Here is a 20,556-nt window from a genome sequence, read left to right as displayed (position 1 = left end):
ATGGGAGAGCTGCACGTCGACGTGGACGGTCTGCGTAGCGGAGCGGCCAGCAGCGGTGCGCTCGCCGCGGGGCTGACCGCCGGCGCTGACGCGGGTACTCCAGGCGCGACCCATGCCAGCGTCGCCGGGGTGGCCGCCATGGACGCCGCGATCGCCGCGACGGCGACCCTTTACTCCGACCGCATCACTGGCCAGGCCGACGCCCTCACCTCCGGCGCCACTGGCTACCAGGAGACCGACGAAGGTGGTGGCCGGGCCGTCACGGCGGTGTCAGTGTGAGCGCCGTACCCGCCGACGGGGGCGAGCGGCTGCCGACCCGTCAGCAGATCGAGACGTGGCCGACGCAGCACCTCGACGACGCCGCGGACAGATGGGACGCGAAGGCCACCACGTCGGTGGCGGCGTTCGAGCAGCACCACCGCAATGTCGTCTCCCCGGGCGGCACCGCATGGACGGGCTCCGGTAACGAGGCGGCCGTCAACCGGGTGACCACTGACCTGGGAGTGGTCCGCCACCACGCCGACGTGAAACGCGAGGCGACGAAACTAGCCCGCACCGGCGCTGAAGATGTCCGTGCAACCAGGAAGCTGGTGATCGATGCCATCACCGAGGCCGAGGATGACGGGTTCGCCGTCGCTGATGACCTGTCGGTGACCGACGTCCGCCGCTACGACATCACCACCATTCGGGAGCGTAACCAGGCCGCCAAAGACCACGCCGAGTTCATCCGGTTCCGGGCTGCGCAACTGGTGGCAACTGACAAGCTGGTCGGGAAGCAGCTGAAGGCCAAAGCCGTTGAACTGCAAGCGATCAAGTTCCAGGGCGAGGGCACGGACGCGGGATCCGATAGCGCCAGTTCCCACGTACAGCTCGTCGACCACACGTTCAAGATGGACCCACCGCCTCCTAGTCCGGGTCAACCACAACCGCCCGGTGGCTGGAGTCGCGATCCCGCGATGGAGGACGCCCAGCGCATCGCCTACGGCCATGCCTGGGAGAAACACCTCAGCGACTGGAAGGGGATGACGCAGGAACAGCTCGCGGAGCGCGTGCACGACATGCTCACCGGTGATCCCCGCACAGATCCCTCGCTGCATGTGGGTGCGATACCGGGCCGATCGTCGACGGCGATCTACAAGGACGGCATCCTCGTGATCCATGACCCGATGACCGGCGATGGAGGCACGGTCTACCGGCCGACGGACGGGTTCAACGAGTTCCTCAAGTGGGTTGGTGGCGCCGGCGCTGCCGCTCCCGTCATCAGCGCACCCCCGAACCTGCCGCCGACAGTGCCCCATCCGGTGGAGAACCCCCTGCCGACACCTGTTCCGCACGCGCCGGTCGCGCTTCCGCCGCTGCCAGCCGATCCGATTGGGCTCCCGCCGTGGCTGGCGAACCCTTCACCTCCCGCCACGCCGGTGTCGCCGGTGGGGCCGTTCATCCTTCCGAACACCCCGCTGGCGCCCAACCTGGGCGGGGGCCTGAACCCGGGGCAGGTCAGCGCACCTGCGGCAGCTGCGGGCGGCTTGAGCCTCGCCGCGATACTGGGCCTTTTGCTGTTGTCGCCGGGCTGAGGGTGATCATGAAAAATACTGCGAATGAACGGGGTTGATGGGGCGATGAGTGACACTGCGGCGTTCGGGCACCCACACGGAGACGAGTCCGCGTGGGGTCGCGTCCTGGCCGAGTCGTCGCTGCTCGACCTGATCGCGTCCCGCGTCAACGGGTGGACTCCGCTGCCGGCCGCGGAGGCATCGTGGCTGACCGAAAGCCCGGTGCCGGACGGGTGGCAGATCCTGGCGGTCGACGCCGACGCCGCGACTCCGCTGCGTATCGTCGGAACCACCGTGGAAGGGCACCCCGGATTGGCCGGCCTCCAGACACTGAGCGCGTTTCGGTTCACCGGCGCACCCAACCCTGATCTGCTGGTGGCGAACGCAGACAAGGGCCTTCGAGAGTGGGATGCCGACGGGATTAGAGCCGATCTGGTGGTCCTGCCGAACCTGCCCGGCGTGTGCGGTGTGCGCGCCAGCGGCTTCGTCGCGGCCGGTAACGAGTTGCTTTGGGTCGAGTACTGCACGTATGTGCGAGGTTCGACCGAGCCTGATCAGGGGCTGGCGGTCGAGCAGATCTTCGCCGCCGCCGCCGGGCAGCGGATGCGTCTCGGCCGTGGAATCGGTGCGCTCGCCGACGCCGTGAAGGACGCGTTCATCGGGCATCTCGGTGCGTCGGAAGACGATGTTGCGGCAGCAGCTGCCGACCACGCTGAACGGATGCGACGTGAGGTCGCCGCCGGACCGGTGCTATCTGGGGAACAGAGGCGGTTCCTTGACGCCGCGCTCTCGGTGTGGGGCGGGATCGCCTCCAATCAACTGCCGCCGATCGAAGCGCTCGGCTACACCGACAAGTCGGACTTCGCCGCAGATGTCGCTCGGCTGCGCGATCAGCTGGGCCGTGATCACCCCGACTTGTTGCCGGTGGATTGGTCGCGCATCCAGTTCCTCGCCGAAATCAGTTGGGCCAGTGACATGTTCGGCGCCGGGGTGGAGTTCGAGCTGGCCAGCCCTTTCACCGATTCCGAGTCTCTCGCACTGCTGCGATCCGTTCAGCGCACACTGATCCGCATTGTGAACCCCACGTTGGTGTTTCCACGCGCAGACACCGACAACCGCTGACAGATTGAATTGCGGCCGCTTGGCGGCGTGGGTCACTGAAAGAGTCAGAGGCTGCGCTAATCGTTGAGGGTGTCCGGCGCTAGCGCCAGCGTGAGCGCGCTGTCGAGCGCGGCGATGGCCGTCCGCAAATCCTGCACCATCTGCAGGTGCCCGTCGGCAGCATCACGAGCGTTCTGGGCGGCTCGGAGCGCGGCGTCGCTGGCAGCTGAGGCGGCGGCCTTCGCATCGCGCGCGATCGCTTTGAGAGTCTCCGGATCGGCGGGAGCGGCGGCACCGGCGGAACTGTGCACACGTGCGCGCAACTTCGCGGCCAGTTTCGCGGCGGTGGGCAGCTCTGGGTGAGACTCGACGAACGAGACCAAATCACCCCACCGGAACATCTTCCTGGCGCCGACATCGTGGCCCGGCAACGCGTGATCAGGCCGTCCAGCCCAATTTTTGACAGTTGTCGCGCTGATCCCCGCTGCGAACGCTAGCTGCCGCGCGCTGAGCATCGCCGAGTCATCCGGCCACGACATCATCACCGTCCATGTGTGCATATTTCGTGTGTCCAGAGTCGCGCAAGTGTGCATATATGGCAAGCTGACGTCATGCTCCATCCGGTAGCGGTCACCGAGCCGGTGCGGCCCACTGATCTCACTGGCCCCGGGTGGGCACTCGTTGACAACGGTGCGGTCACCGCAGGTGGGCGTGGCGATGCACTGGTGATGCTCAATCACGACGAGATCGCCCGACGGGCCGAACACGGCCTGGGCGCGGTGACCAACTATGCGTTGCTCGGCGCACTGCTGAATTTGCCATTGGCCACACCTGTGCGCATGCGCACACTGAGCGTGCATGACATGGTCATCTTGGGTGAGGCACCACCCGGGGTGATCGACGTCGATGAAGCGGGCTGGGTGACTCGACGGTTGGCGGCCCCGCTAACGGTTGCGGCAGCCGTTGTCGAGGGCACGGGGTGGCGCAACATCACACGTCGCGCCGCGCGATTCCTGCCGTTCTGTCAACAGATCGCGCTATTTCCCTGTGCACCAAGAGGATTCAGCTCGGTAGCGTGGGAGGCTTCATTCGCCGGCATCGGCGTGTGGATACGAGACGGCGAAGACATCACAGAGGCTGTGTGTGCGCGACCGTACGTGCGGCGGTTCTGGAAAGCCGCAGGCTGGGAATTCCAGGAAATTGCCTACCGCGAGCATCTCAAAGCCACGCGCCCTGCGGTGTTGTCAGGCGGCCCTGCGGGTCGTCGAGCTCGCACAATGCGCGCAGCGTTCGATCCGCGTCAACTGTCGCTGCTATAGGGTTCATTTGCAGGTGGGCGGCAAGTGCGTAACAACGTCGCCGATCGAGCCATACCCGTTGAGTCGCAGGCTCGCGTGCAGTGAGAGCATCGACCAGCGCGTGAGTGGCATGAAGGTTATGGCGCAAGATCGCGAGTTTGTCCGCATCGGTGCACTGGAAGCTATCGAGCCGACGGCCACACTCATCGCAGGTATCAACTGCGCTGTTGGCGAACCATTTCGCGTACGTGCGCGGGCTACGGTGCTCCAGTAGCGACGGCAGGAAAAGCCCGGGGAGGAACCCATCGGAGTCTGGGCAGAACCCCTTGTCGTTGGGTCCCGCCGGGTTGCGTCCAGCACCACTGACACCGACCACAGCCAGCCCTGCACCGCACGCGATTGCGTCGCTCGCGATCAGAGGGTCTACGCCGATGATCCAGGCTCCCGGATGCTGTTGGAGTACGCGCCGCATCCCCTTGATCCGGTTCTTGGCGTGGGTTGCGAATGGCCGATTGGAATCGGTGAATATGAAGGCGAATTGGCGGGGCGGGGTGTCCCTGAGGTGTGAAAGAAAAGTATCCAGATGGGGCGCTTCGAGCATGTCCGCGCCGGTCGGAACCAAGGTAACCAGTTCACGACGCGTGCCAGCGGCCGTTGCGGCCAGCAGCGCAGCGAGGGTCTCCCAATCCGCCGTCGATACGTGGTAGCTGGGTGTGAGCACCGTATGTGCTGAGGTGCTGGCGACGATCTGCTCCGCCCACACATCAAGATCGAGCGGGGCCAGGCCGTTGTCGGCTTCAGTAGTGACTGCAGGCGAGGCGACGATGCTTCGCCACAGCCCGGAGTCAACCAGCAGGTCTAGTCTGCTGCCGGCTTTACGTAGCCGGTCAGCATGCCCCTTGGTGCGGTGCGGGCGGGAAACCAACACGCCACCGGACTTCTCCAGGTAACTGGTCACTGTCGGCAGCGGATCGAGAGTCTGGCTGCCGCCGACGACGAATCCCAACCGCGTCGGCAACGGAACACGAGACGTCTCAGACGTCGTTTCCCGAGCCGCCATAAGTTCCCTCCCCGCCCAATGCCGCCCCGCGGCGCGCCATCACCGACCTGTCCTGCTCAAGCAAGTGTTCTCCCTGCAGGGTTCAAACGATTTATTCGCAGATTTATCGGCGCGCCCCGGCGGCGAAACAACGGTCAAGTGACGTGGCGTAGACGATTAACGAGGTAATATAGGTGCGGGTAATTACAGGCGAACTATATGAGGAGTCATGAGCGGAAACGTGGTGCCCTTCGCGTCACCCGGGCGCCGTTCTGCCTCAGATTCAGCCGAGACCGTCACCGTTGTGTGCGCGCGGCCAGCGTGCCGCAGCGAATTCCGGCGTAGCCTCACCCGAGGCCGGCGCCAGGACTACTGCACGCCAAAATGCCAGCAGCTCGCGAACTCCGAGCGGCGGAAAGCCCGCGCGAAGCTCAAACACTGCGAAGAGACCGCCGCCAGATTGCGCGCTGACTGCGCCGCATACGACGCCGGACAAGCATCAACACAGGAAGCAGAACAACGTCTGCGACTTGCCCTGGCCAAAACCGAGGGCATCCTCGAGTACGCGGACCTCGACAACAAAGTCATCAAACAGCTTCGTGACTTGCATGTGGCCGCCACCGCCTACCTGGAGTGCGGCCGATAGAGAGCCGATCGCGATCGCTGACGGTCCCGGCGAATTGCCTTCTATCGGTTTACCGCTGGGTGATGCCGGGATTAGCGCTGTGGGGTATGGGCGGCGGCCCGGTTGGCGAGTGCGCAATTATTGCCTCGGGCCCAAGGTGGCCGGCCGGCCATTTCCGTTCAGAAGGTGTGAAACGCACTCTTAGCCGAGCGGCTGGCCGCGTCGAATCGGTCGAAGGGGAAACGCAGCTTCCCACTAGCAATCTAGTGCCACCGGTACCTCGAGGCAGGGCGCCGATGCGAGTGGGGAACGCTGTCAACGCCGACTGAAGCCGGGTGCATCGAGGGTACGTATCGCCGACCCGGCGATTGATCCCGAACGAGTCAGAAATCGTGCAGTGTCCGCATTCCAGAGCGCTCGCTTTGCGGACGCCGCCCGGCGCCATGGTCTGAGCAGCCCCGCCCGTCGGTCCGCGCAACTCCAGCTGAACATTCGCCCCACCGCCGGTTGGAGTGAAGCGGGAGCGCGTGTCGGTGGGTGCGGTCATTATGGTGCCGAGCTTGCTAATCGGGGAGGCAACGGTGTCCGATGTCGTTAGGCGGTTGCGCGCCGCGCGCGAGGTCATGCAAAAGCCGACCTTTGGCCTATTTCGCAAGCGCAACCCGGAGGTGATGTCGGCGATCCTGGAATTGGCCTTCCCAGACTCCGATGCGGTGGTGGACGCCGACGTCCTGCACTCACGATTCGACGCTTTGCTTGATGAGCTGGTCGCGGCAGGCGAAAGGGTGCCGCAGCGTCGAGATGGTGAGGACGGCTCCCGGATCACCGGCCGTGAGCTGTGCCGAGAGTTACTCGGCGACAAACTTCTGGGTCGCCCAGCGGACACCGACAGCTATCTATTGACCCCGGCCGCCGTGCAGGCACAGGAGATCATTGGGCGTCTGCGTGTCGACCGGCCGTTGGCCAACAGTTCGAGGCTCAATGCGATCTTGCAGGCTGCACGCGATCTTTCGCGCCTGACCACCGTCGACCGCACGGACCGCCTCGCTCAGCTGGATTCCGACATCGTCTCCGCGCGTGCCCGTGTCGACGAGTTGGTGGTGGGCCTTGCCCCCATGTAGTGGACACGGGATTTGTGGTTACGCGGCTACTGGCAGCGTAGCCGGTGTTAGGGTCCTTTCGTAGGTCGCAGGGCTGGAATAGCGGCACCGGGAGTGCCGTCGTTTGGTGTTGTAGCGAGCCAGCCAGCGGAACACTTCGCGGCGGCAGGTAGCAGCGTCGGGCCAGTGGCTGCGGTCCTGCAGGATCTCGCGTTTGAGGGCGGCGTTGAACGATTCGGCCAGCGCGTTATCGGCACTTGACCCGACGCCACCCATAGACTGGGTGACCTCCAAGTCACGGCAGAGGTTCGCGAAATCCCTTGAGGTGTACTGACTTCCGTGATCTGTGTGGAACACTGCACCGGTCAGGGAGCCGCGCAGCGCCGCAGCGGCTTTGAGGGCATCTTCGACCAGTTCGGTGCGCATGTGCTCGGCGATCGCCCACCCCGCCACCCGTCCGGAGAAGCAGTCGATCACGGTCGCCAGATACAGATTCGAACCGCTTGCCAATGGCAGGTAGGTGATGTCGCCGACGTACTTGACGTTGGGTGCCGCGGCGGTGAAGTCCCGGTTGAGCAGGTCCGGGACTTTCTGTTTGGCCGGATCCGGCGTGGTGGTCTTCACCCGTCGCCGGCGGCGGTAGCCGGCGATCCCGGCACTGCGCATGACCCGGGCCACCCGCTTGTGGTTGACCCGCTCACCGTCGGGTGCACCGTCGTTGAGTTCAGCGGTGATCCGCGGCGCCCCGTAGGTGTTGTCCTCATCGTGCACGGTGCGGATACGCGCGGCCAGCGCCTTGTCAGCGGCCTGGCGGGCGGCGCGTCCGTCGGCAGCGGCCAACCAGGCGTAGAACGATGAACGCGCAACCTCGACGACTGCGCACAGCCACTTCACCTCGAAGGTGTGCAGGTGGTCGGCGACGAACTGGAAGCGGCTCACCAGTTCGTCTCCCCGGCGAAATACTTGGCCGCCGACCGCAGAATGTCACGCTCGGTAGACAACCGAGCCTCCGTGGCGCGTAACGCCTTGTTCTCGGCCCGTAGCCGGGCCAGCTCCTGCTCTGGGGTCTCAACGCCGGGGCTCGGCTGTGCTGCTGCGGTGGGGTTGCGGTGCCTGATCGGCACCCCGGCGGCTTTGCACCACGCTGAGAGCGTCACACCGGAGATGCCGAGTTCGTCGGCGATCTGCGTGATCGTGGCGCCCTCGGTGTCTCGGTACAGCGCTACCGCGTCCCGTTTGAACTCGTCAGGGTAATTTTTCCTTGCCATCGTGGTGGATCATCTCGCTTCCCCCGCCAACCTTGCGGGATTCAGCGTGTCCAACACACGGGGTCAAGTCCCGGTCGAACGGGACCGCATCGCCGCAGGAGGGGAGATCGACGTTGCCGACTACGGAGCGTTGATCGAGTCCTACACCCACCTTGATGACTTGGTGCGTAGGCTGCCGACTGATCTGGCTAGGGTGCGTGAGTCGATCGACGCCGAGCATCGGCGGACCATTGCCGAATTGCGGTCCGACGAGCGATCCACCGGCCAGGCGGTCATGGATCACCTGGACAAGACGGGGTCTCTGCTCCTGGACACCCCAGAAGGGCAGGCGTTTCAGGGTGTCCGGGAGTTGTTAGCTGACCCGACGCGGTTGGCGTCGTTGCGCATAGACCTCGACACGATCTTGTCGCACGCAGTATTCCAGGAGGCACTGCGGCCCGACGAGCAGGATGCCTTGGCGCACACCCCGAGCAGGCTGCGGGTGAATATGGGGCTGGTTCAGGAGAAGTTGGACCGCGCTATGTCGACGTTGTCGGGTTACATCGTCTCCCGCGGTCTAGTGTCCGAACGGGAATTAGGACGCGTTCTTAATGACCTGGGTAGAGCCTTGACTACGGTCCTCGACGGGAATCCCCGCGCGGTCATCGACCTGGACGTACTTCCCGAGGGTATCGAATTGAAGTATCTGCGTGAGCGTTTCGATGGATCAATCGCTGAACCTGACCCACAGGACCTGGCCGACACGTGGGCTGACCAGCCGGAGCCGCCATCACTAGCCGAGCTGGTTGCGTTGGGAGGCCCTCGGCCTGAAACCTTGCGGCATGTCGTCGACAATCTCGCAGACAGGCCGAGTTCAAGCCTGGCAGAGGTGTTCAACGACCTACCGGTCGAGTTCCGCCGACCCGTCGAGCTGTGGGGGCTGTGGCAGGCGGCCGCTTCCTCCGGGTTCGACTTCGTCAGTTGCGGGACCACGGAGGAATTCCATGTCGTGCGACCTGATGGCAGTTCCGCGACGTTCGTCGCGGATCGGATTCTGTTGAGCCCCGGCCAGATCTGGTATCTGCAATCCATGGGGGCGTCGTGAGCGGCGATGTGGAATCCATGGGCCGCGACGGCTTCCTGGACGCCGACGATTTCGCTGAGCCAGCTCGGCCACTTTTCAGCGGTGACGGCGGTGGCTTGACGCTGCCACAGCGCATTGCGCTAATCAAACTCGTCAAGCAGCCGTACGTATCGGCCGCCGAACACCCCGAGGAATGGGACACCCTCGTGGGGTCGCTTTCGCTGATCACCAACCGGCTGCACGACCTGCTGCTAGACCTGCGCATCGACACCGCCAGCAAGGTGGCGTACAAGGTAGCGGCGACTCTGACCGACGATGTGGCTGCGCCGAGTTTATTGCGCAAGACCCGTTGGACCGCCAACCAGACCGCGTTACTGGTGGTCCTACGCGAACGGCTGCGGCTCAGGGCAATCCCAGCGGACCCGGTCTATGTCGACCTTGAAGAACTCGTCGCGGCGATGACCACGCTGCTGCCCGCTCACGTCGACGAATCGCGGCCGGCCAAGATCACCGCGGCAGCCCTTGATCCACTGACAAAGGTAGGGGTCGTCAAGCCAGCCCCCGGCAGTGAGGACCGCTACTGGATCAACCCTGTCCTCGAATCGCTGCTTCCGGTCTCCAAGCTCCGTCAACTCCTCGACGCCCTCACGCAAGCCACCCCGCCGGCGACGGATGACGCGGGCTACGGGAGCGACCCGGAAGTCGACCTGGGCGAGGCCGGCGGCCGCGAAGGTGCACGCAATGGGTGAGTCAGAACCGACCTGGCGACTTAGCTCCCTGCAGATGACGAACTGGGGGACCTTCGACGGCGCGGGACACGTTATGGAGTTCTCCCCGAGCACTACTCTGATATCCGGAGCGCCCGGCAGCGGTAAGTCCACCCTGCTCGACGCATACCTTGCCGTGATGATGCCCGGCAGCCGACTGCGGTTCAACGAAGCCTCCAACGAAACCACCGGCCGCAACCGCGACGCCGCGACTGGACAACGAACCCTGCTGTCCTATCTGAGGGGCAAGACGGGAGAATTCCGCGAGCGAGGCTCAGCAGAGAAACGCGACACACTCCTGCGGGGCAGCGGCAAACCGACCTGGGGTGCGATCGCCGCGAACTTCATCAACGACACCGGTGGTCAGTTCTCTGCTATCCGTCTGTATTTCGTGGCCACTGCTGCCGACACCGACAGCGACATCATCAAGATCGGCCTCACAGCTGACACCCACGTCGACACCGACATGTTCGACAAGATTGTCACCAACAAAGGTTTTCGACGCGAAGACCTCGAAAAGCACTTCCCTGTCAAATGCCACACCCGGTCCACAGAGTTCGACGCGACCGTACAACTGCGGCTGGGTATCGGCGCCGGCGGAGAAGGCAGCGAGGCACTGATCCTGTTGTCGCGCATCCAGTCCGGCAAGGCCATGGAATCTGTTGACACCATGTTCAAAGAACTCGTGCTCGACGCACCCGAAACCTTCGAACGCGCTGACAACGTCGTCGCCGCCTTCACCGACACTGAGTCGGCCTACCGCGCAGCCGTGGAAGCCGGCGCCAAACGCGACGCATTGTCGCGGATCGTCGAACTGCACACACAGATCAGTGAATGCCGGGCCCGGGTCGGCACCTTTGAGGCCATCGAGCGCCAAACCGAGGTAGGCGCCAGCGTGCTGAGGACTTGGCTGCGCCGAAAAGAACTGCAGCACCTCGAATCTGCGGTGGACGCCAACATCGCGGCACGAGACCAGCTTGAACCCGACTACAAACGCACCGAACGCGCTGCCAATGAAAAACTGGAACGCTTTGAGCACCTCGCCAAACTCCTCGTGACCGAAGGACGCGACCTCGAAATCCTCGAAGGCCAGCGCACTCTGGCCAAAAACCGGTTACACGACATCACCACGAACAGATCCGCATTCGACCACGACACCCAAGTACTGAACCTCGCGCTGGCCTCGCTTGAACACCTCACCGCCGCGCAGGCCGCAGCAGCCCAGTTCCTCAACGGCCACGCTGACGAGAAGCAGCGGCTGAGCGCGCTTCGCAACACCGCCACCGTCGACGCCGGCAAAGCCGACGCCTTGGCGCGTCACCTGGCCGAGGAACGCGAACAGGTCGCAAAAGCGAAGGGCCGCATGTCTGTGCGGCTGCTACGAGCGCGAGACACGATCATTGAGCACACCGGCCTGTCGGCGGAGGAGCTGCCGTTCGTCGGCGAGTTGCTCGACATCAAAGACACGCATCGACAATGGCGGGTGGCAGCCGAGGTGACACTGGCAGGCCTGGCACGCATCATGCTCGTCGACGAGGCGCGTCTCACTGAATTCTCCGTCAGCGTAGACAGTTTGACGATGCATCGCATCAACTTCGAAGGTGTCCCGCTGGGCACCGGGCATACAGCCACACCCCTCAACGGCCACATCTCGGAGGTTCTGCGGTTCGCCGATGACTCACCGTTCATCGGCTGGATCTATGACCGGATTTGTGGCTCCGGCGACGACGCCCAGCGCGTGGACAGCCCCGATCGACTCGGCGGGGCGACTCTGAAAGTGACCCAGGCGGGACAAACCCGGCGAGGCAAACGCGGGGCAGCCGGCACCGCGGACATCGAACCGGTAATCGGATTTTCCAACGAGGCGCGCCTGGCCGAGCTCGACGAGCAGATCCTCGCCGCATCCCGGGAACGCGACACCTCAGACGCCCGGGCGCGTGCGCTGGATAAGCAAATCGCCGGCCTCGATGCCGTCGCGGCCGCCCACCTGACTGTGACGCGAGCGCACTGGGACCGCATCGACCAAGACGGCGCCGCGCAGGTCGTCGAACAACTCGACCGCGCCATCCGCGATGTCGTGGAAAACAATCCGGTCCTGCAGAAGTTGCGCGCCGACAAGGATGCCGCCGAGGCGGCTTACAAGAAAGCCGCTGACAGCGCTGCCGAGGTGCGGCTTCGCATCGAAGATCTCACGAAACAATTCGACGCCCTTGTGCACCGCGAGACCGCCCTGGTAGGGCAGCAGACACTCGATGTCGCAGTCAGCGACGACCAGGCAGCAGTATTGGGCGAGCTCTACACCGAAGTCACCGTGGTCGACGTGCCGGACTACAGCGAAAAAGGGTTCGCCAGCACGGGTCTGCTGCACGAATAGGTGACATCTGAGTTGGCTTGCCCAGCATGGGCGGGCTGGAAGGATGTCCCCATGGCAAGGCCCTACCCCCGCGAGTTCCGCGACGACGTCGTCCGGGTCGCTCGCAACCGCGATGACGGTGTAACGATCGAGCAGATCGCCACCGATTTCGGAGTGCACCCGATGACGCTGCAGAAATGGCTCCGTCAGGCCGACATCGACGAAGGCACCAAGCCCGGCAAGAGCGCCAGCGAGTCCGGTGAGCTGCGCGAAGCCCGACGGCGGATCAAACTGCTAGAGCAAGAGAACGAGGTGCTGCGTCGGGCCGCAGCGTATTTATCGCAGGCCAATCTGCCGGGAAAAGGGTCTACCCGCTCGTGAAAGAGCTCGCCGCCGACGGGATCCCCGTCGCGGTGACGTGCCGGGTACTCAAGCTCTCCCGCCAACCGTATTACCGCTGGCTGGCCGACCCCATCACCGAGGCCGAACTCATCGAGGCCTACCGCGCCAATGCGCTGTTCGACGCGCACGCAGACGATCCGGAGTTCGGCTACCGCTACCTCGTGGAGGAGGCGCGCGATGCCGGCGAGCCGATGGCCGAGCGCACCGCATGGCGGATCTGCTCGCAGAATCGACTGTGGAGCGTGTTTGGTAAGAAACGCGGCAAGAACGGCAAAGTCGGGCCGCCGGTGCACGACGATCTTGTCGAGCGTGACTTCACCGCTGAAGGGCCAAATCAGTTGTGGCTCAGTGACATCACTGAGCACCGCACCGGTGAGGGCAAGCTCTACCTCTGTGCGATTAAGGACGTGTTCTCCAACCGGATCGTCGGCTACAGCATCGACTCCCGAATGAAGTCACAACTGGCCATCCGGGCACTACACAGCGCGGTAGCCCGACGCGGAGATGTCGCGGGGTGCATTCTGCACTCGGATCGCGGATCTCAGTTCCGGTCAAGGAAATTCGTACACGCCTTGAATCAACACGAGATGGTCGGCTCTATGGGCCGTGTCGGAGCCGCCGGCGACAACGCCGCCATGGAGAGCTTCTTTAGCCTGCTGCAGAAGAACGTGCTCGACCGCCGCCGCTGGGACACCCGAGAACAACTCCGCATCGCGATCGTCACCTGGATCGAGCGCACCTACCACCGGCGCCGCCGCCAGTCCGGCCTCGGGCGGTTGACCCCGATCGAATTCGAAGCAATCATGACCACACCGGCCAGTCAGGCCGCGTGACCGAAACTGTCACCTGATCGTGCAGCAGACCCCACCGCTGCCGCAGTGGCCCGCAAACTGCGCGACGAACGTGCCCGCGCCGGTGAGCGCGCAGACGCAGCGCGAGACGCCATCGAACTCATCTTCACCAGCTACAACAAGCAGTGGCGCGATGACCCGAACCGCGGCGTCAGCTACGACTCCTACCAGCAATATGCGGACATCCTCGAGCAGATTACCGCCGACGAGGTGTATCTGCTGCGGGAGAAGTGGCGCCAAAGCATGGACGACCAGGCCGTCAACCACCTGATCCAGCTCAAGAACGCCTACGACGATGCGCATGCCCGCATCGAGGAGCGCCTGGCGCCTATCCGCCGCATTCTGGCCACGCTGCCGTTCGGTGAGCGCCGTCGCCGCATCAGCATTGAACGTGACATGCGTGTCCTCGACGAGGTCGTCTCCCTACGGGCCAACATCGACGCACTCACCGCGGAGCTGGCTAAGGAACGCACAGACGAGGAATACGAGGTGCGTTACCACCAAATGCGGGCGATCATCGATCAGATCCGCAAGCCAGAACCGGGAGCCGGTGGGGCGGCGCGCCGCCGTCGGCTGCTGAATGTCAACGAGCATATATACATCACCGCCATCGAATACGACCCCGACGAGCCAGATCGGGTCGAGATTAAGCGCTATGACCAACTCGCTCCGCTCAGCGGTGGCGAACGCCAGGAGTTCGTGGCCTTCATGTCCGCGGCAGCGCTACGCTACCGCCTCGGCGACACCCACCACGAACGGCCCAGGTTCGCGCCCGTCGTCCTCGACGAAGCCTTCATCAAAGCCAACGGCGACTTCGCGCGCCGTGGCGTCGACGCATGGACCGAACTCGGCTTCCAACTCGTGATCGCCGCCCCGCAGGACAAAGTGACCGGCGTCGAGATGCTCATGGACGAACGTAAGTGCATCACCAAGAATCCCCAAAATCGTTCGTACATCTCCGATTACCGCCGTGACGATGATGAAGACGCCTGATGATGTCGCGGCGGCGGTCGCGGCGAAACTCAAACTCAACTGGGCGCACAGCCTGGCCTACCCCGATAGCGACGATTGGCCACAACGTTGGACGATCCTGCCCACTACTGCCACCAACAAGTCGATCGCGGCGATCCCCGTCCCACATCTCGTCAAGCTGACCCGACGCTGGCACACCATGGTTGCCGAACATGCTGGCGTCACCGTCGATGAGCGGACCTGGAACGTGCACGGGGGGCAAACCCTGCCGCAGAAGGTGACCGTCTGCGACGTCGACGCCGCAGCAGCGGTGGCCGGCGAGAGGGACTGCCTGCTGAGCGACTGGTCGACGTTGGTATCCATTGCCCGGGCGCGCCAGCTTCGACTGCGTGAGGTGAATCCCGGCCTGCCCGAAAGTCAGATGGAGTACGTTCTGCGCTCCACGATTGGCTACAGCGAAATGGATTTCGCACTGCTGTGCGCCGCCGCCACATGGTTCTCTACAAACGGGGCTGCCGCGCATGGCCTGACTCCCAGGCAAGTGCCACTGCCGGGGGTGCACGCAAAATGGCTGAACGCCCACCACGGGCCAGTCGCCGCTCTAGCTGGCTGTGGTGGCGGGCTTCGGCTGCTGCCCAATCACGCCCCACGGATCCATCTCACCTACCTTGACCCCGAGTATCGACGAACTGGCCGGCGTGTCCACGACTCCCACACCCTGGGAGATGCACTGCATTTGCCCTACCGGCCAAACGTGATCATCATCTCCGAAAACAAAGACACCGCGATCCTGTTTCCCCCGACTCCCGGCGCGATCGCCGTCGAAGGTGGGGGAAATGAAGGGGCGAAGAGGTTGCACCAGTTCGACTGGATCGCCGACTGTCCCAACATCATCTACTGGGGAGACCTCGACGCGGCGGGGTTCGCCATCGTAAATACGTATCGCACTGAACTGCCGGTCCGCACCATACTCATGGACCACCCCACATACTTGCGTTACGCAGAGTTCGGCACCAACCACTACCCTGACGGACGTCCCATCCTTGCCGGTGGACCGACTTTGCCTTACCTCACCGAAGACGAGGCGATAGCGTACGCCGCGGTTGCGGACTCTAACGCCGATCCTCGGCGCATCGAACAAGAACGCATTCCATTACAGGTCGCCGCGAAGGCGCTGTTGCTATCTTGTTCTGCCCAACGGGTTGCCGACCCAGATGAGCGATGATTGAGCACCACTTTCGTCATGGCCGAGTTGGTTCACTGCGACGAAAAGCGGAGAGCCCGCGTTGATGTTGCCGGGATGGCGCACGTCGCTGAACCAACCTGCTGGGCGGTCGACGCCCAATGTGTTCTCCGGGTTCGAAAGTGGCTGGCTGCTCGGCTGCTGTGGGCTAGCGTGTCGTCGCAATGCCCGCTCAGCGTGCTGCACAACGAGGCGATGCGGTGACCTGCGGATTGGCGTCAGCCGTGGTCGGCGGGTTCTCCGTCAGGCGCGCGGGCGTTCGGTAAAATGCACCCTGCGGTGACTGCCGCGCGGGTTGAGGAGAACAAGGACCATGGCACGTGCAGACCTGCTACTGGCACTCGTTCAATCCGGTGCAGGTGGTGATGACCTCGCCTTCCGGCGCGCCGCCGAGGCATTGATCGCCGAGGAAGAAAACAAGCGGCATAACGTCCTGGCTTCGCAACTCACAGAGGCGCTGCGCCGGAGGCGGCCTCAATCGCCGGCGAGTGTGACGGCGCTGAGCCGCAACGAGGCGACGCGAGGTTTGTTCTACGAACAAGACCCGGAGCGCCGCGTATCAGAGTTGGTCCTGCCATCGGAGGTGCGCCACGCCGTCGGACAGCTAACCGAAGAGCACTATCGACGCGACCTCTTGCGCAGCCACGGCGTCGAGCCTCGTCACCGCGTTTTACTCGTGGGTCCTCCCGGTGGTGGTAAGACATCCCTGGCAGAAGCGGTCGCCACGGAGCTTGCCGTGCCGCTGCTCAGTGTTCGTTACGAGGGTTTGATCGGAAGCTTTCTCGGCGAAACTGCTTCGCGGATGGAAGCACTTTTCGATGCAGTCCGCGTCCGTCCGTGTGTCTTGTTCTTCGATGAATTCGATGTTGTCGCTAAAGAGCGTGGAGACACACACGAGACCGGCGAGATAAAGCGAGTGGTCAGCTCTTTGCTGCTGCAGGTCGATCGCCTCCCAAGCCACGTGGTGGTGATAGCGGCTACGAATCATGCCGAATTGCTGGACCGGGCGGTTTGGCGCCGGATGCAACTGAGGCTCGACCTCCCGTACCCCACACGGGCAGGGAAGATCGAATGGTTGCAAGGTTGGTCCGCAAAGACCGGAATTCAGCTGGGGTTGACCGCGCGCACCATTGCCGACCGGCTCGGTCGGGTGAGCTTCGCTGAGCTGGAAGAGTTCGCGCTCGATGTTCAGCGACGTTCGATCTTGTCCGGCCCAGAGCCTGATGAAGTTGCGGTGGCCCAGCAGGTGCTCAAACAGTGGGCCGCACGAGCCGGCGGTGAAGACGGGTAATGCCACCTGAAGAACGTGCCTCGACCAGGCCGGTGATCTTGGGGCGCGTCGCGCCACCGCGTGCCATCCCGCCCCGCCGCGGCGGGGGAGGCCGAGCTCAATTCACTGATCCGGATGGTCGGGCTCGACGTATTGACGCGCAGTTCGATGCTGCGATGGCGGCGATTGGCGATCAAGTCCGCATCTCGAATTCAATCCAGGCAGCCGATCCGCAACTTGTCTTGGTGTTCGAGGCGCTCGACGAGCAGATCGATCTGGCAAACGTCGCCGAGAAGCTCGGCATCGAAGTGTTGATGGAAGCCGAAGATGCTGTGCTGCCGACCGACGATGTCCAGCTCACGAGCGACAAGCCGCGCAATCCGTTCATCGCGTCGTGCCTGCATGCGGTCTGCATGAACCAGTCAGCTTTCGGCAACCTGTTGTCACTCTGGCGTGCATGGAGGGACGGACGAGAACTGCCGCGCGGGTACTCCCCATTGCGAGACTTGTTCGCTCACCTCAAGGATGTTCGGCCTTGGGGACCGCAAGACAGGTTGCAGACGATTGATTGGGACGAGTATTTCGAAGGGCGGATCGCCGACCGTCCCCACGCAGTCGAGATCGAACTTTGGTACCGCCGCACACCCGCTGCGCGCGACAAAAGCCAGCGCGAAGTAACAGCGCTGGTGGAGCAGTCCGGCGGGCAAGTCACGGCAGTAGCGGTCATCGATCAGATTGGATACCACGGACTCAAATGTGAGGTGCCGACCGCCCTCTTGCGCGAACTGGCAGCCGGCAACTTCGATGGCGTTCGCCTCGTGCGATCCGCCGATGTGATGTACCTCAGAATCACGGGACAGTCACTACCAATAGTCGGACCGTCCGTAGAGGCCCCCGGAGAGATCAACGATCCACCACCGGCTGGTGATCCGATTCTTTGCCTTCTGGACGGTGTCCCAATCGAGAACCACGTCTTATTGCAAGATCGCGTAATCATTTATGACCCAGACGATCTCACGCAATTGGCAGCGGTCAAGGAACGACGACACGGGACCTGGACATCGTCGATCGCTGTGTGGGGAGACCGTAGCTCAAATCAGCCGCCGGCGACTCGACCTATTTTGGTCCGCCCTGTCCTGGCGCCATCGGATGAGACAGCTGATCGACTAGAAGAGCTACCAGCACACGAATTGGTGCCAGACCTGATGTGGCGCATCTTTCGGGAGCTGTTCGACGAGCAGGCGGGCACACCTGCGGCGGCGCCGACAATCGCTGTTGTCAACATCTCGGTCGGTGACCCTGCCGCGCCATTCGAGACGGTCATATCGTCCTGGGCGCGCATGCTTGACTGGCTGAGCTATGAATACGGCGTTCTGATCGTCATATCTGCTGGCAATCACGGGAAGCTCACGCTAAGTCCCTTAACATCAACGGATCTCGCGGCGGCGGCAGGTATCGAACGGCGTCAGGCATTGCTGGACGCCATCGACCGCCGACAGAACGAGCGGAGGCTCCTTGCCCCAGCGGAAGCGGTCAACGCTGTTGCCGTGGGTGCTATTCACGACGACGGTTCAGCCGCGGTCGCGCAGGGGTATCTTGTCGACCCAGCCGACGGCCATCCGAGTATCAGCCCCGTGACAGCGACAGGAAGGGGCTATCGTCGCAGCATCAAGCCGGACCTTATGGCGACGGGCGGCCGGGTATTTTACGTCGACGGCGCAAACCCACAGGAGGCGATTGCGTTTCGCGGTGTCTCGCGACTAGGTCCAGGACTCAAGGTGGCGTCTCCCACTGTCAACAATGAAACCCATGTGGCGGGAACAAGTTTCGCTGCGGCGATGGTGTCGAGGCAGGCTGCGCGCCTTCATGATCTAGTCGGAGACATCACCGCGGGTACTCCCATGAGTCGGCGACAACGCGCGGCTGCGACTAAAGCGCTTCTTGTCCACGGCACTGCTTGGCCATCAGATCTTGCGTACGACCCTTTGCCGCCCGAGATTGCTATCGGGAATGGCGTCATAGCAAGGGATTACGCCGATGGATGCAGCAGCAACGAGGCAGTGATCCTGTACTTCGGATCGATCGGGGCGGCCGAAGAGCAGGAGTTGCTGTTTCCTTTGCCGGATGGACTCAATGTTCGTGAAACCAAACGAATTGACGCTACTCTTGCGTGGCTTACTCCAGTCAACTGGCGAAGCCGCCAATACCGCTGCGCAAGCCTATCTTTCGTGGAACCTACTGGTGCCATACCGAAGCTAGGCACACCAGCCGGTCACCCACCAGCCGTAACAACTCGCGGTGCTACAACAGTCCAGCACCAAACGTGGGAACTGCAAAAGACATTCGCCTCGGGACAGGGAAACGATATGAGCATCAGGGTGAAGTGTTATGAACAAGCTGGTGGGCTTGCTGGTCGGACGGTGGATTATGCCGTCGCGGTCTCGCTCTGGGTTGCCCCAACCGTCAACGTCGATGTCTACAGCCAGGTACGTAACCAGGTCGCGGCACGCGTGGCGGTACGACCACAATGAAACACCTTGGCCGGGCGCTAAGTCATACTCCCGCGCCTCGCTAGGAAATGAAGCGCTTCGTGAGACCAATGCCGGTCCGGCGGTCGTGAGACAAATCGCAAACACACAGGTCACCGGCGCGGTGAGATGCAGTCGAACTTGAGAACCTACACGCACGACTGGACCGCACGCGACATCGTCGCGCACCTGGTCGGATGGTTCACCGAATTCCTCGGTGCGGGAGGCGTGGCGTTGCCTGTCGGCCCACCCGTCACCGATGATCCGCTCGCGGCGTGGGCCGCACATGCCGCGGCCGTGCAGGGTCTGCTCGACAGCGACGCGGCCGAACGCGACTTCAGTCATCCGATGGCGGGTACTCACCGGCTTGCCGACGCGATCGACCGGTTCTATACCGCCGACGTGTACATGCACACCTGGGACCTGGCCACCGCCAACGGCCGAAAGTCCGGGCTGGACCCCGAGTTCGCCACGCCCATGCTCTCCGGCATGGTCGAAATAGAGGACCTGCTGCGCTCATCGGGGCAGTACGGACCACCCGTCGCGGTGGCGGACGATGCCGACCCGGTGACCCGACTGGTGGGGTTCATCGGTCGGGACCCGGCGTGGTCGGCGAGACGGTAGGCACTTGGTTGGTTGGACAGAGCAGACGCCATTTTGTAGCCTCCTCGACAACTAACGCACATGGACGGTCGGTTCGACGGAGCAGACGTCGCCAGCGTCAAAGGATCCGCAGTCTTGAAGGTTCACTCACTCTTTGTGGCGAATCGCCCCGTCCACAAGCCCGTGGTCGGCGCCATCGCCGGACTGGCGGCCCTGAGCGTGGTGTGGGGTGGCGTGGCGCACGCCGACCCGCCCCAGGACGGGTTGGCGCAGATCAACGAGCTGTCGCGCCAGGCCGAACAGCTGTCCGACACCATCCGCAACGCGCAGCCGGATCTCGACGCGAAGCTGCAGTCGCTGAGCCAGGCGGACAAGAAGCACGCCGACGATCTCGCCGGCCTCGAGGCGACCAAAGCCCAGCTGAACACCTACCAGCAGGACGTCGATCAGCCTCGATTTTTCGTGGTGATTGTTGTGGGCTCGGTCTGATGCCGAGTTGTGCTGTTGGGTAGTGGTTTTC

The 20,556-nt window shown here is 63.5% G+C and carries 19 protein-coding genes; 16 read left to right on the top strand and 3 right to left on the bottom strand.

Annotated features, from left to right (window positions below; all coding sequences use genetic code 11):
• From ACZ5IQ_RS29075 to ACZ5IQ_RS29065, 3 genes are read left to right on the top strand one after another with little or no spacing between them, the layout of a single operon-like run.
• A complete protein-coding gene (locus ACZ5IQ_RS29075; protein ID WP_064857766.1) occupies nucleotides 1–279 on the top strand; it encodes a hypothetical protein in 279 nt (92 codons plus the stop codon).
• Nucleotides 276–1,574 (top strand): hypothetical protein, encoded by a 1,299-nt coding sequence (locus ACZ5IQ_RS29070; RefSeq protein WP_464480596.1) that lies wholly within the window; start codon nucleotides 276–278, stop codon nucleotides 1,572–1,574. Before ACZ5IQ_RS29075 ends, ACZ5IQ_RS29070 begins: the two co-directional genes overlap by 4 nt.
• 45 nt (nucleotides 1,575–1,619) lie before the next feature.
• On the top strand, nucleotides 1,620–2,675 hold the full coding sequence (locus ACZ5IQ_RS29065; protein WP_133428369.1) for a hypothetical protein: 1,056 nt from the start codon (nucleotides 1,620–1,622) through the stop codon (nucleotides 2,673–2,675).
• A gap of 56 nt (nucleotides 2,676–2,731) precedes the next feature.
• Here the strand turns inward: ACZ5IQ_RS29065 and ACZ5IQ_RS29060 are convergent, their stop codons facing one another.
• Entirely contained in the window at nucleotides 2,732–3,274 is a 543-nt protein-coding gene (locus ACZ5IQ_RS29060) for a hypothetical protein (protein WP_464481524.1), read from the bottom strand.
• On the opposite strand from ACZ5IQ_RS29060, the gene ACZ5IQ_RS29055 reads away from it, so the two are divergent.
• The gene (locus ACZ5IQ_RS29055) at nucleotides 3,266–3,973 is read left to right on the top strand and encodes a hypothetical protein (protein ID WP_133428367.1); all 708 of its coding nucleotides are present in this window, start codon (nucleotides 3,266–3,268) and stop codon (nucleotides 3,971–3,973) included. The genes ACZ5IQ_RS29060 and ACZ5IQ_RS29055 overlap by 9 nt on opposite strands.
• Here the strand turns inward: ACZ5IQ_RS29055 and ACZ5IQ_RS29050 are convergent.
• Nucleotides 3,873–5,012, bottom strand: coding sequence for a hypothetical protein (locus tag ACZ5IQ_RS29050; RefSeq protein ID WP_464480595.1), 1,140 nt, complete (start codon nucleotides 5,010–5,012; stop codon nucleotides 3,873–3,875). The two genes, ACZ5IQ_RS29055 and ACZ5IQ_RS29050, sit on opposite strands and share 101 nt — an antisense overlap.
• A 208-nt stretch (nucleotides 5,013–5,220) precedes the next feature.
• Here ACZ5IQ_RS29050 and ACZ5IQ_RS29045 point away from each other — a divergent pair, with 208 nt between their 5' ends.
• The gene (locus ACZ5IQ_RS29045) at nucleotides 5,221–5,637 is read left to right on the top strand and encodes a hypothetical protein (RefSeq protein WP_131808657.1); all 417 of its coding nucleotides are present in this window, start codon (nucleotides 5,221–5,223) and stop codon (nucleotides 5,635–5,637) included.
• A gap of 560 nt (nucleotides 5,638–6,197) precedes the next feature.
• A complete protein-coding gene (locus tag ACZ5IQ_RS29040) occupies nucleotides 6,198–6,737 on the top strand; it encodes a DUF3375 family protein (protein ID WP_464480594.1) in 540 nt (179 codons plus the stop codon).
• An 18-nt stretch (nucleotides 6,738–6,755) separates the two neighbouring features.
• Here ACZ5IQ_RS29040 and ACZ5IQ_RS29035 read toward each other — a convergent pair.
• Nucleotides 6,756–7,984, bottom strand: a protein-coding gene (locus ACZ5IQ_RS29035) for an IS3 family transposase (RefSeq protein ID WP_109557065.1) whose coding sequence is annotated in 2 segments (ribosomal slippage) — nucleotides 6,756–7,672 and nucleotides 7,672–7,984 — 1,230 coding nt in all. Because the reading frame shifts where the segments join, the coding sequence is not laid out codon by codon here.
• A gap of 1 nt (nucleotide 7,985) precedes the next feature.
• Between ACZ5IQ_RS29035 and ACZ5IQ_RS29030 the strand changes: the two genes are divergently transcribed.
• The 10 genes from ACZ5IQ_RS29030 to ACZ5IQ_RS28985 all read left to right on the top strand — a co-directional run bounded on the left by ACZ5IQ_RS29030 (nucleotide 7,986) and on the right by ACZ5IQ_RS28985 (nucleotide 20,525).
• Nucleotides 7,986–9,068 (top strand): DUF3375 family protein, encoded by a 1,083-nt coding sequence (locus ACZ5IQ_RS29030; protein WP_464480593.1) that lies wholly within the window; start codon nucleotides 7,986–7,988, stop codon nucleotides 9,066–9,068.
• Nucleotides 9,065–9,796: a DUF4194 domain-containing protein gene (locus tag ACZ5IQ_RS29025; protein WP_064859031.1), complete on the top strand. Its 732-nt coding sequence runs from the start codon at nucleotides 9,065–9,067 to the stop codon at nucleotides 9,794–9,796. The genes ACZ5IQ_RS29030 and ACZ5IQ_RS29025 overlap by 4 nt, the downstream gene beginning before the upstream one ends.
• Nucleotides 9,789–12,188 carry an ATP-binding protein gene (locus tag ACZ5IQ_RS29020; protein WP_464480592.1) on the top strand — a complete coding sequence of 800 codons (2,400 nt, stop codon included), beginning with the start codon at nucleotides 9,789–9,791 and terminating at the stop codon, nucleotides 12,186–12,188. Before ACZ5IQ_RS29025 ends, ACZ5IQ_RS29020 begins: the two co-directional genes overlap by 8 nt.
• 51 nt (nucleotides 12,189–12,239) lie before the next feature.
• Nucleotides 12,240–13,402, top strand: a protein-coding gene (locus ACZ5IQ_RS29015) for an IS3 family transposase (protein ID WP_099156389.1) whose coding sequence is annotated in 2 segments (ribosomal slippage) — nucleotides 12,240–12,524 and nucleotides 12,527–13,402 — 1,161 coding nt in all. Because the reading frame shifts where the segments join, the coding sequence is not laid out codon by codon here.
• 45 nt (nucleotides 13,403–13,447) lie between these two features.
• Complete coding sequence (locus ACZ5IQ_RS29010; protein ID WP_464480591.1) at nucleotides 13,448–14,413, top strand: SbcC/MukB-like Walker B domain-containing protein; 966 nt, start codon at nucleotides 13,448–13,450, stop codon at nucleotides 14,411–14,413.
• Nucleotides 14,397–15,617, top strand: coding sequence for a Wadjet anti-phage system protein JetD domain-containing protein (locus tag ACZ5IQ_RS29005; RefSeq protein WP_234789654.1), 1,221 nt, complete (start codon nucleotides 14,397–14,399; stop codon nucleotides 15,615–15,617). Before ACZ5IQ_RS29010 ends, ACZ5IQ_RS29005 begins: the two co-directional genes overlap by 17 nt.
• Nucleotides 15,618–15,948: 331 nt before the next feature.
• On the top strand, nucleotides 15,949–16,926 hold the full coding sequence (locus ACZ5IQ_RS29000; RefSeq protein WP_064859034.1) for an AAA family ATPase: 978 nt from the start codon (nucleotides 15,949–15,951) through the stop codon (nucleotides 16,924–16,926).
• 155 nt (nucleotides 16,927–17,081) lie between these two features.
• Nucleotides 17,082–19,436 carry a S8 family peptidase gene (locus tag ACZ5IQ_RS28995; RefSeq protein WP_234789652.1) on the top strand — a complete coding sequence of 785 codons (2,355 nt, stop codon included), beginning with the start codon at nucleotides 17,082–17,084 and terminating at the stop codon, nucleotides 19,434–19,436.
• Nucleotides 19,437–19,574: 138 nt separating this feature from the next.
• The gene (locus ACZ5IQ_RS28990) at nucleotides 19,575–20,057 is read left to right on the top strand and encodes a DinB family protein (RefSeq protein ID WP_234789653.1); all 483 of its coding nucleotides are present in this window, start codon (nucleotides 19,575–19,577) and stop codon (nucleotides 20,055–20,057) included.
• 135 nt (nucleotides 20,058–20,192) lie between these two features.
• Entirely contained in the window at nucleotides 20,193–20,525 is a 333-nt protein-coding gene (locus tag ACZ5IQ_RS28985; RefSeq protein WP_131808745.1) for a hypothetical protein, read from the top strand.
• Nucleotides 20,526–20,556 lie beyond the last annotated feature (31 nt).

The organism is Mycobacterium toneyamaense (assembly GCF_055384815.1).
This window is presented reverse-complemented; position numbering and strand designations above follow the sequence as displayed.

Excerpts from the sequence above, each read along its gene's own strand:
- ACZ5IQ_RS29075 (WP_064857766.1), top strand. The coding sequence starts at position 1 with ATGGGAGAGCTGCACGTCGACGTGGACGGTCTGCGTAGCGGAGCGGCC.
- ACZ5IQ_RS29065 (WP_133428369.1), top strand. The coding sequence starts at position 1,620 with ATGAGTGACACTGCGGCGTTCGGGCACCCACACGGAGACGAGTCCGCG.
- ACZ5IQ_RS29055 (WP_133428367.1), top strand. The coding sequence starts at position 3,266 with ATGCTCCATCCGGTAGCGGTCACCGAGCCGGTGCGGCCCACTGATCTC.
- ACZ5IQ_RS29060 (WP_464481524.1), bottom strand. The coding sequence starts at position 3,274 with ATGGAGCATGACGTCAGCTTGCCATATATGCACACTTGCGCGACTCTG.
- ACZ5IQ_RS29050 (WP_464480595.1), bottom strand. The coding sequence starts at position 5,012 with ATGGCGGCTCGGGAAACGACGTCTGAGACGTCTCGTGTTCCGTTGCCG.
- ACZ5IQ_RS29045 (WP_131808657.1), top strand. The coding sequence starts at position 5,221 with ATGAGCGGAAACGTGGTGCCCTTCGCGTCACCCGGGCGCCGTTCTGCC.
- ACZ5IQ_RS29020 (WP_464480592.1), top strand. The coding sequence starts at position 9,789 with ATGGGTGAGTCAGAACCGACCTGGCGACTTAGCTCCCTGCAGATGACG.
- ACZ5IQ_RS29005 (WP_234789654.1), top strand. The coding sequence starts at position 14,397 with ATGATGAAGACGCCTGATGATGTCGCGGCGGCGGTCGCGGCGAAACTC.
- ACZ5IQ_RS29000 (WP_064859034.1), top strand. The coding sequence starts at position 15,949 with ATGGCACGTGCAGACCTGCTACTGGCACTCGTTCAATCCGGTGCAGGT.
- ACZ5IQ_RS28995 (WP_234789652.1), top strand. The coding sequence starts at position 17,082 with ATGGCGGCGATTGGCGATCAAGTCCGCATCTCGAATTCAATCCAGGCA.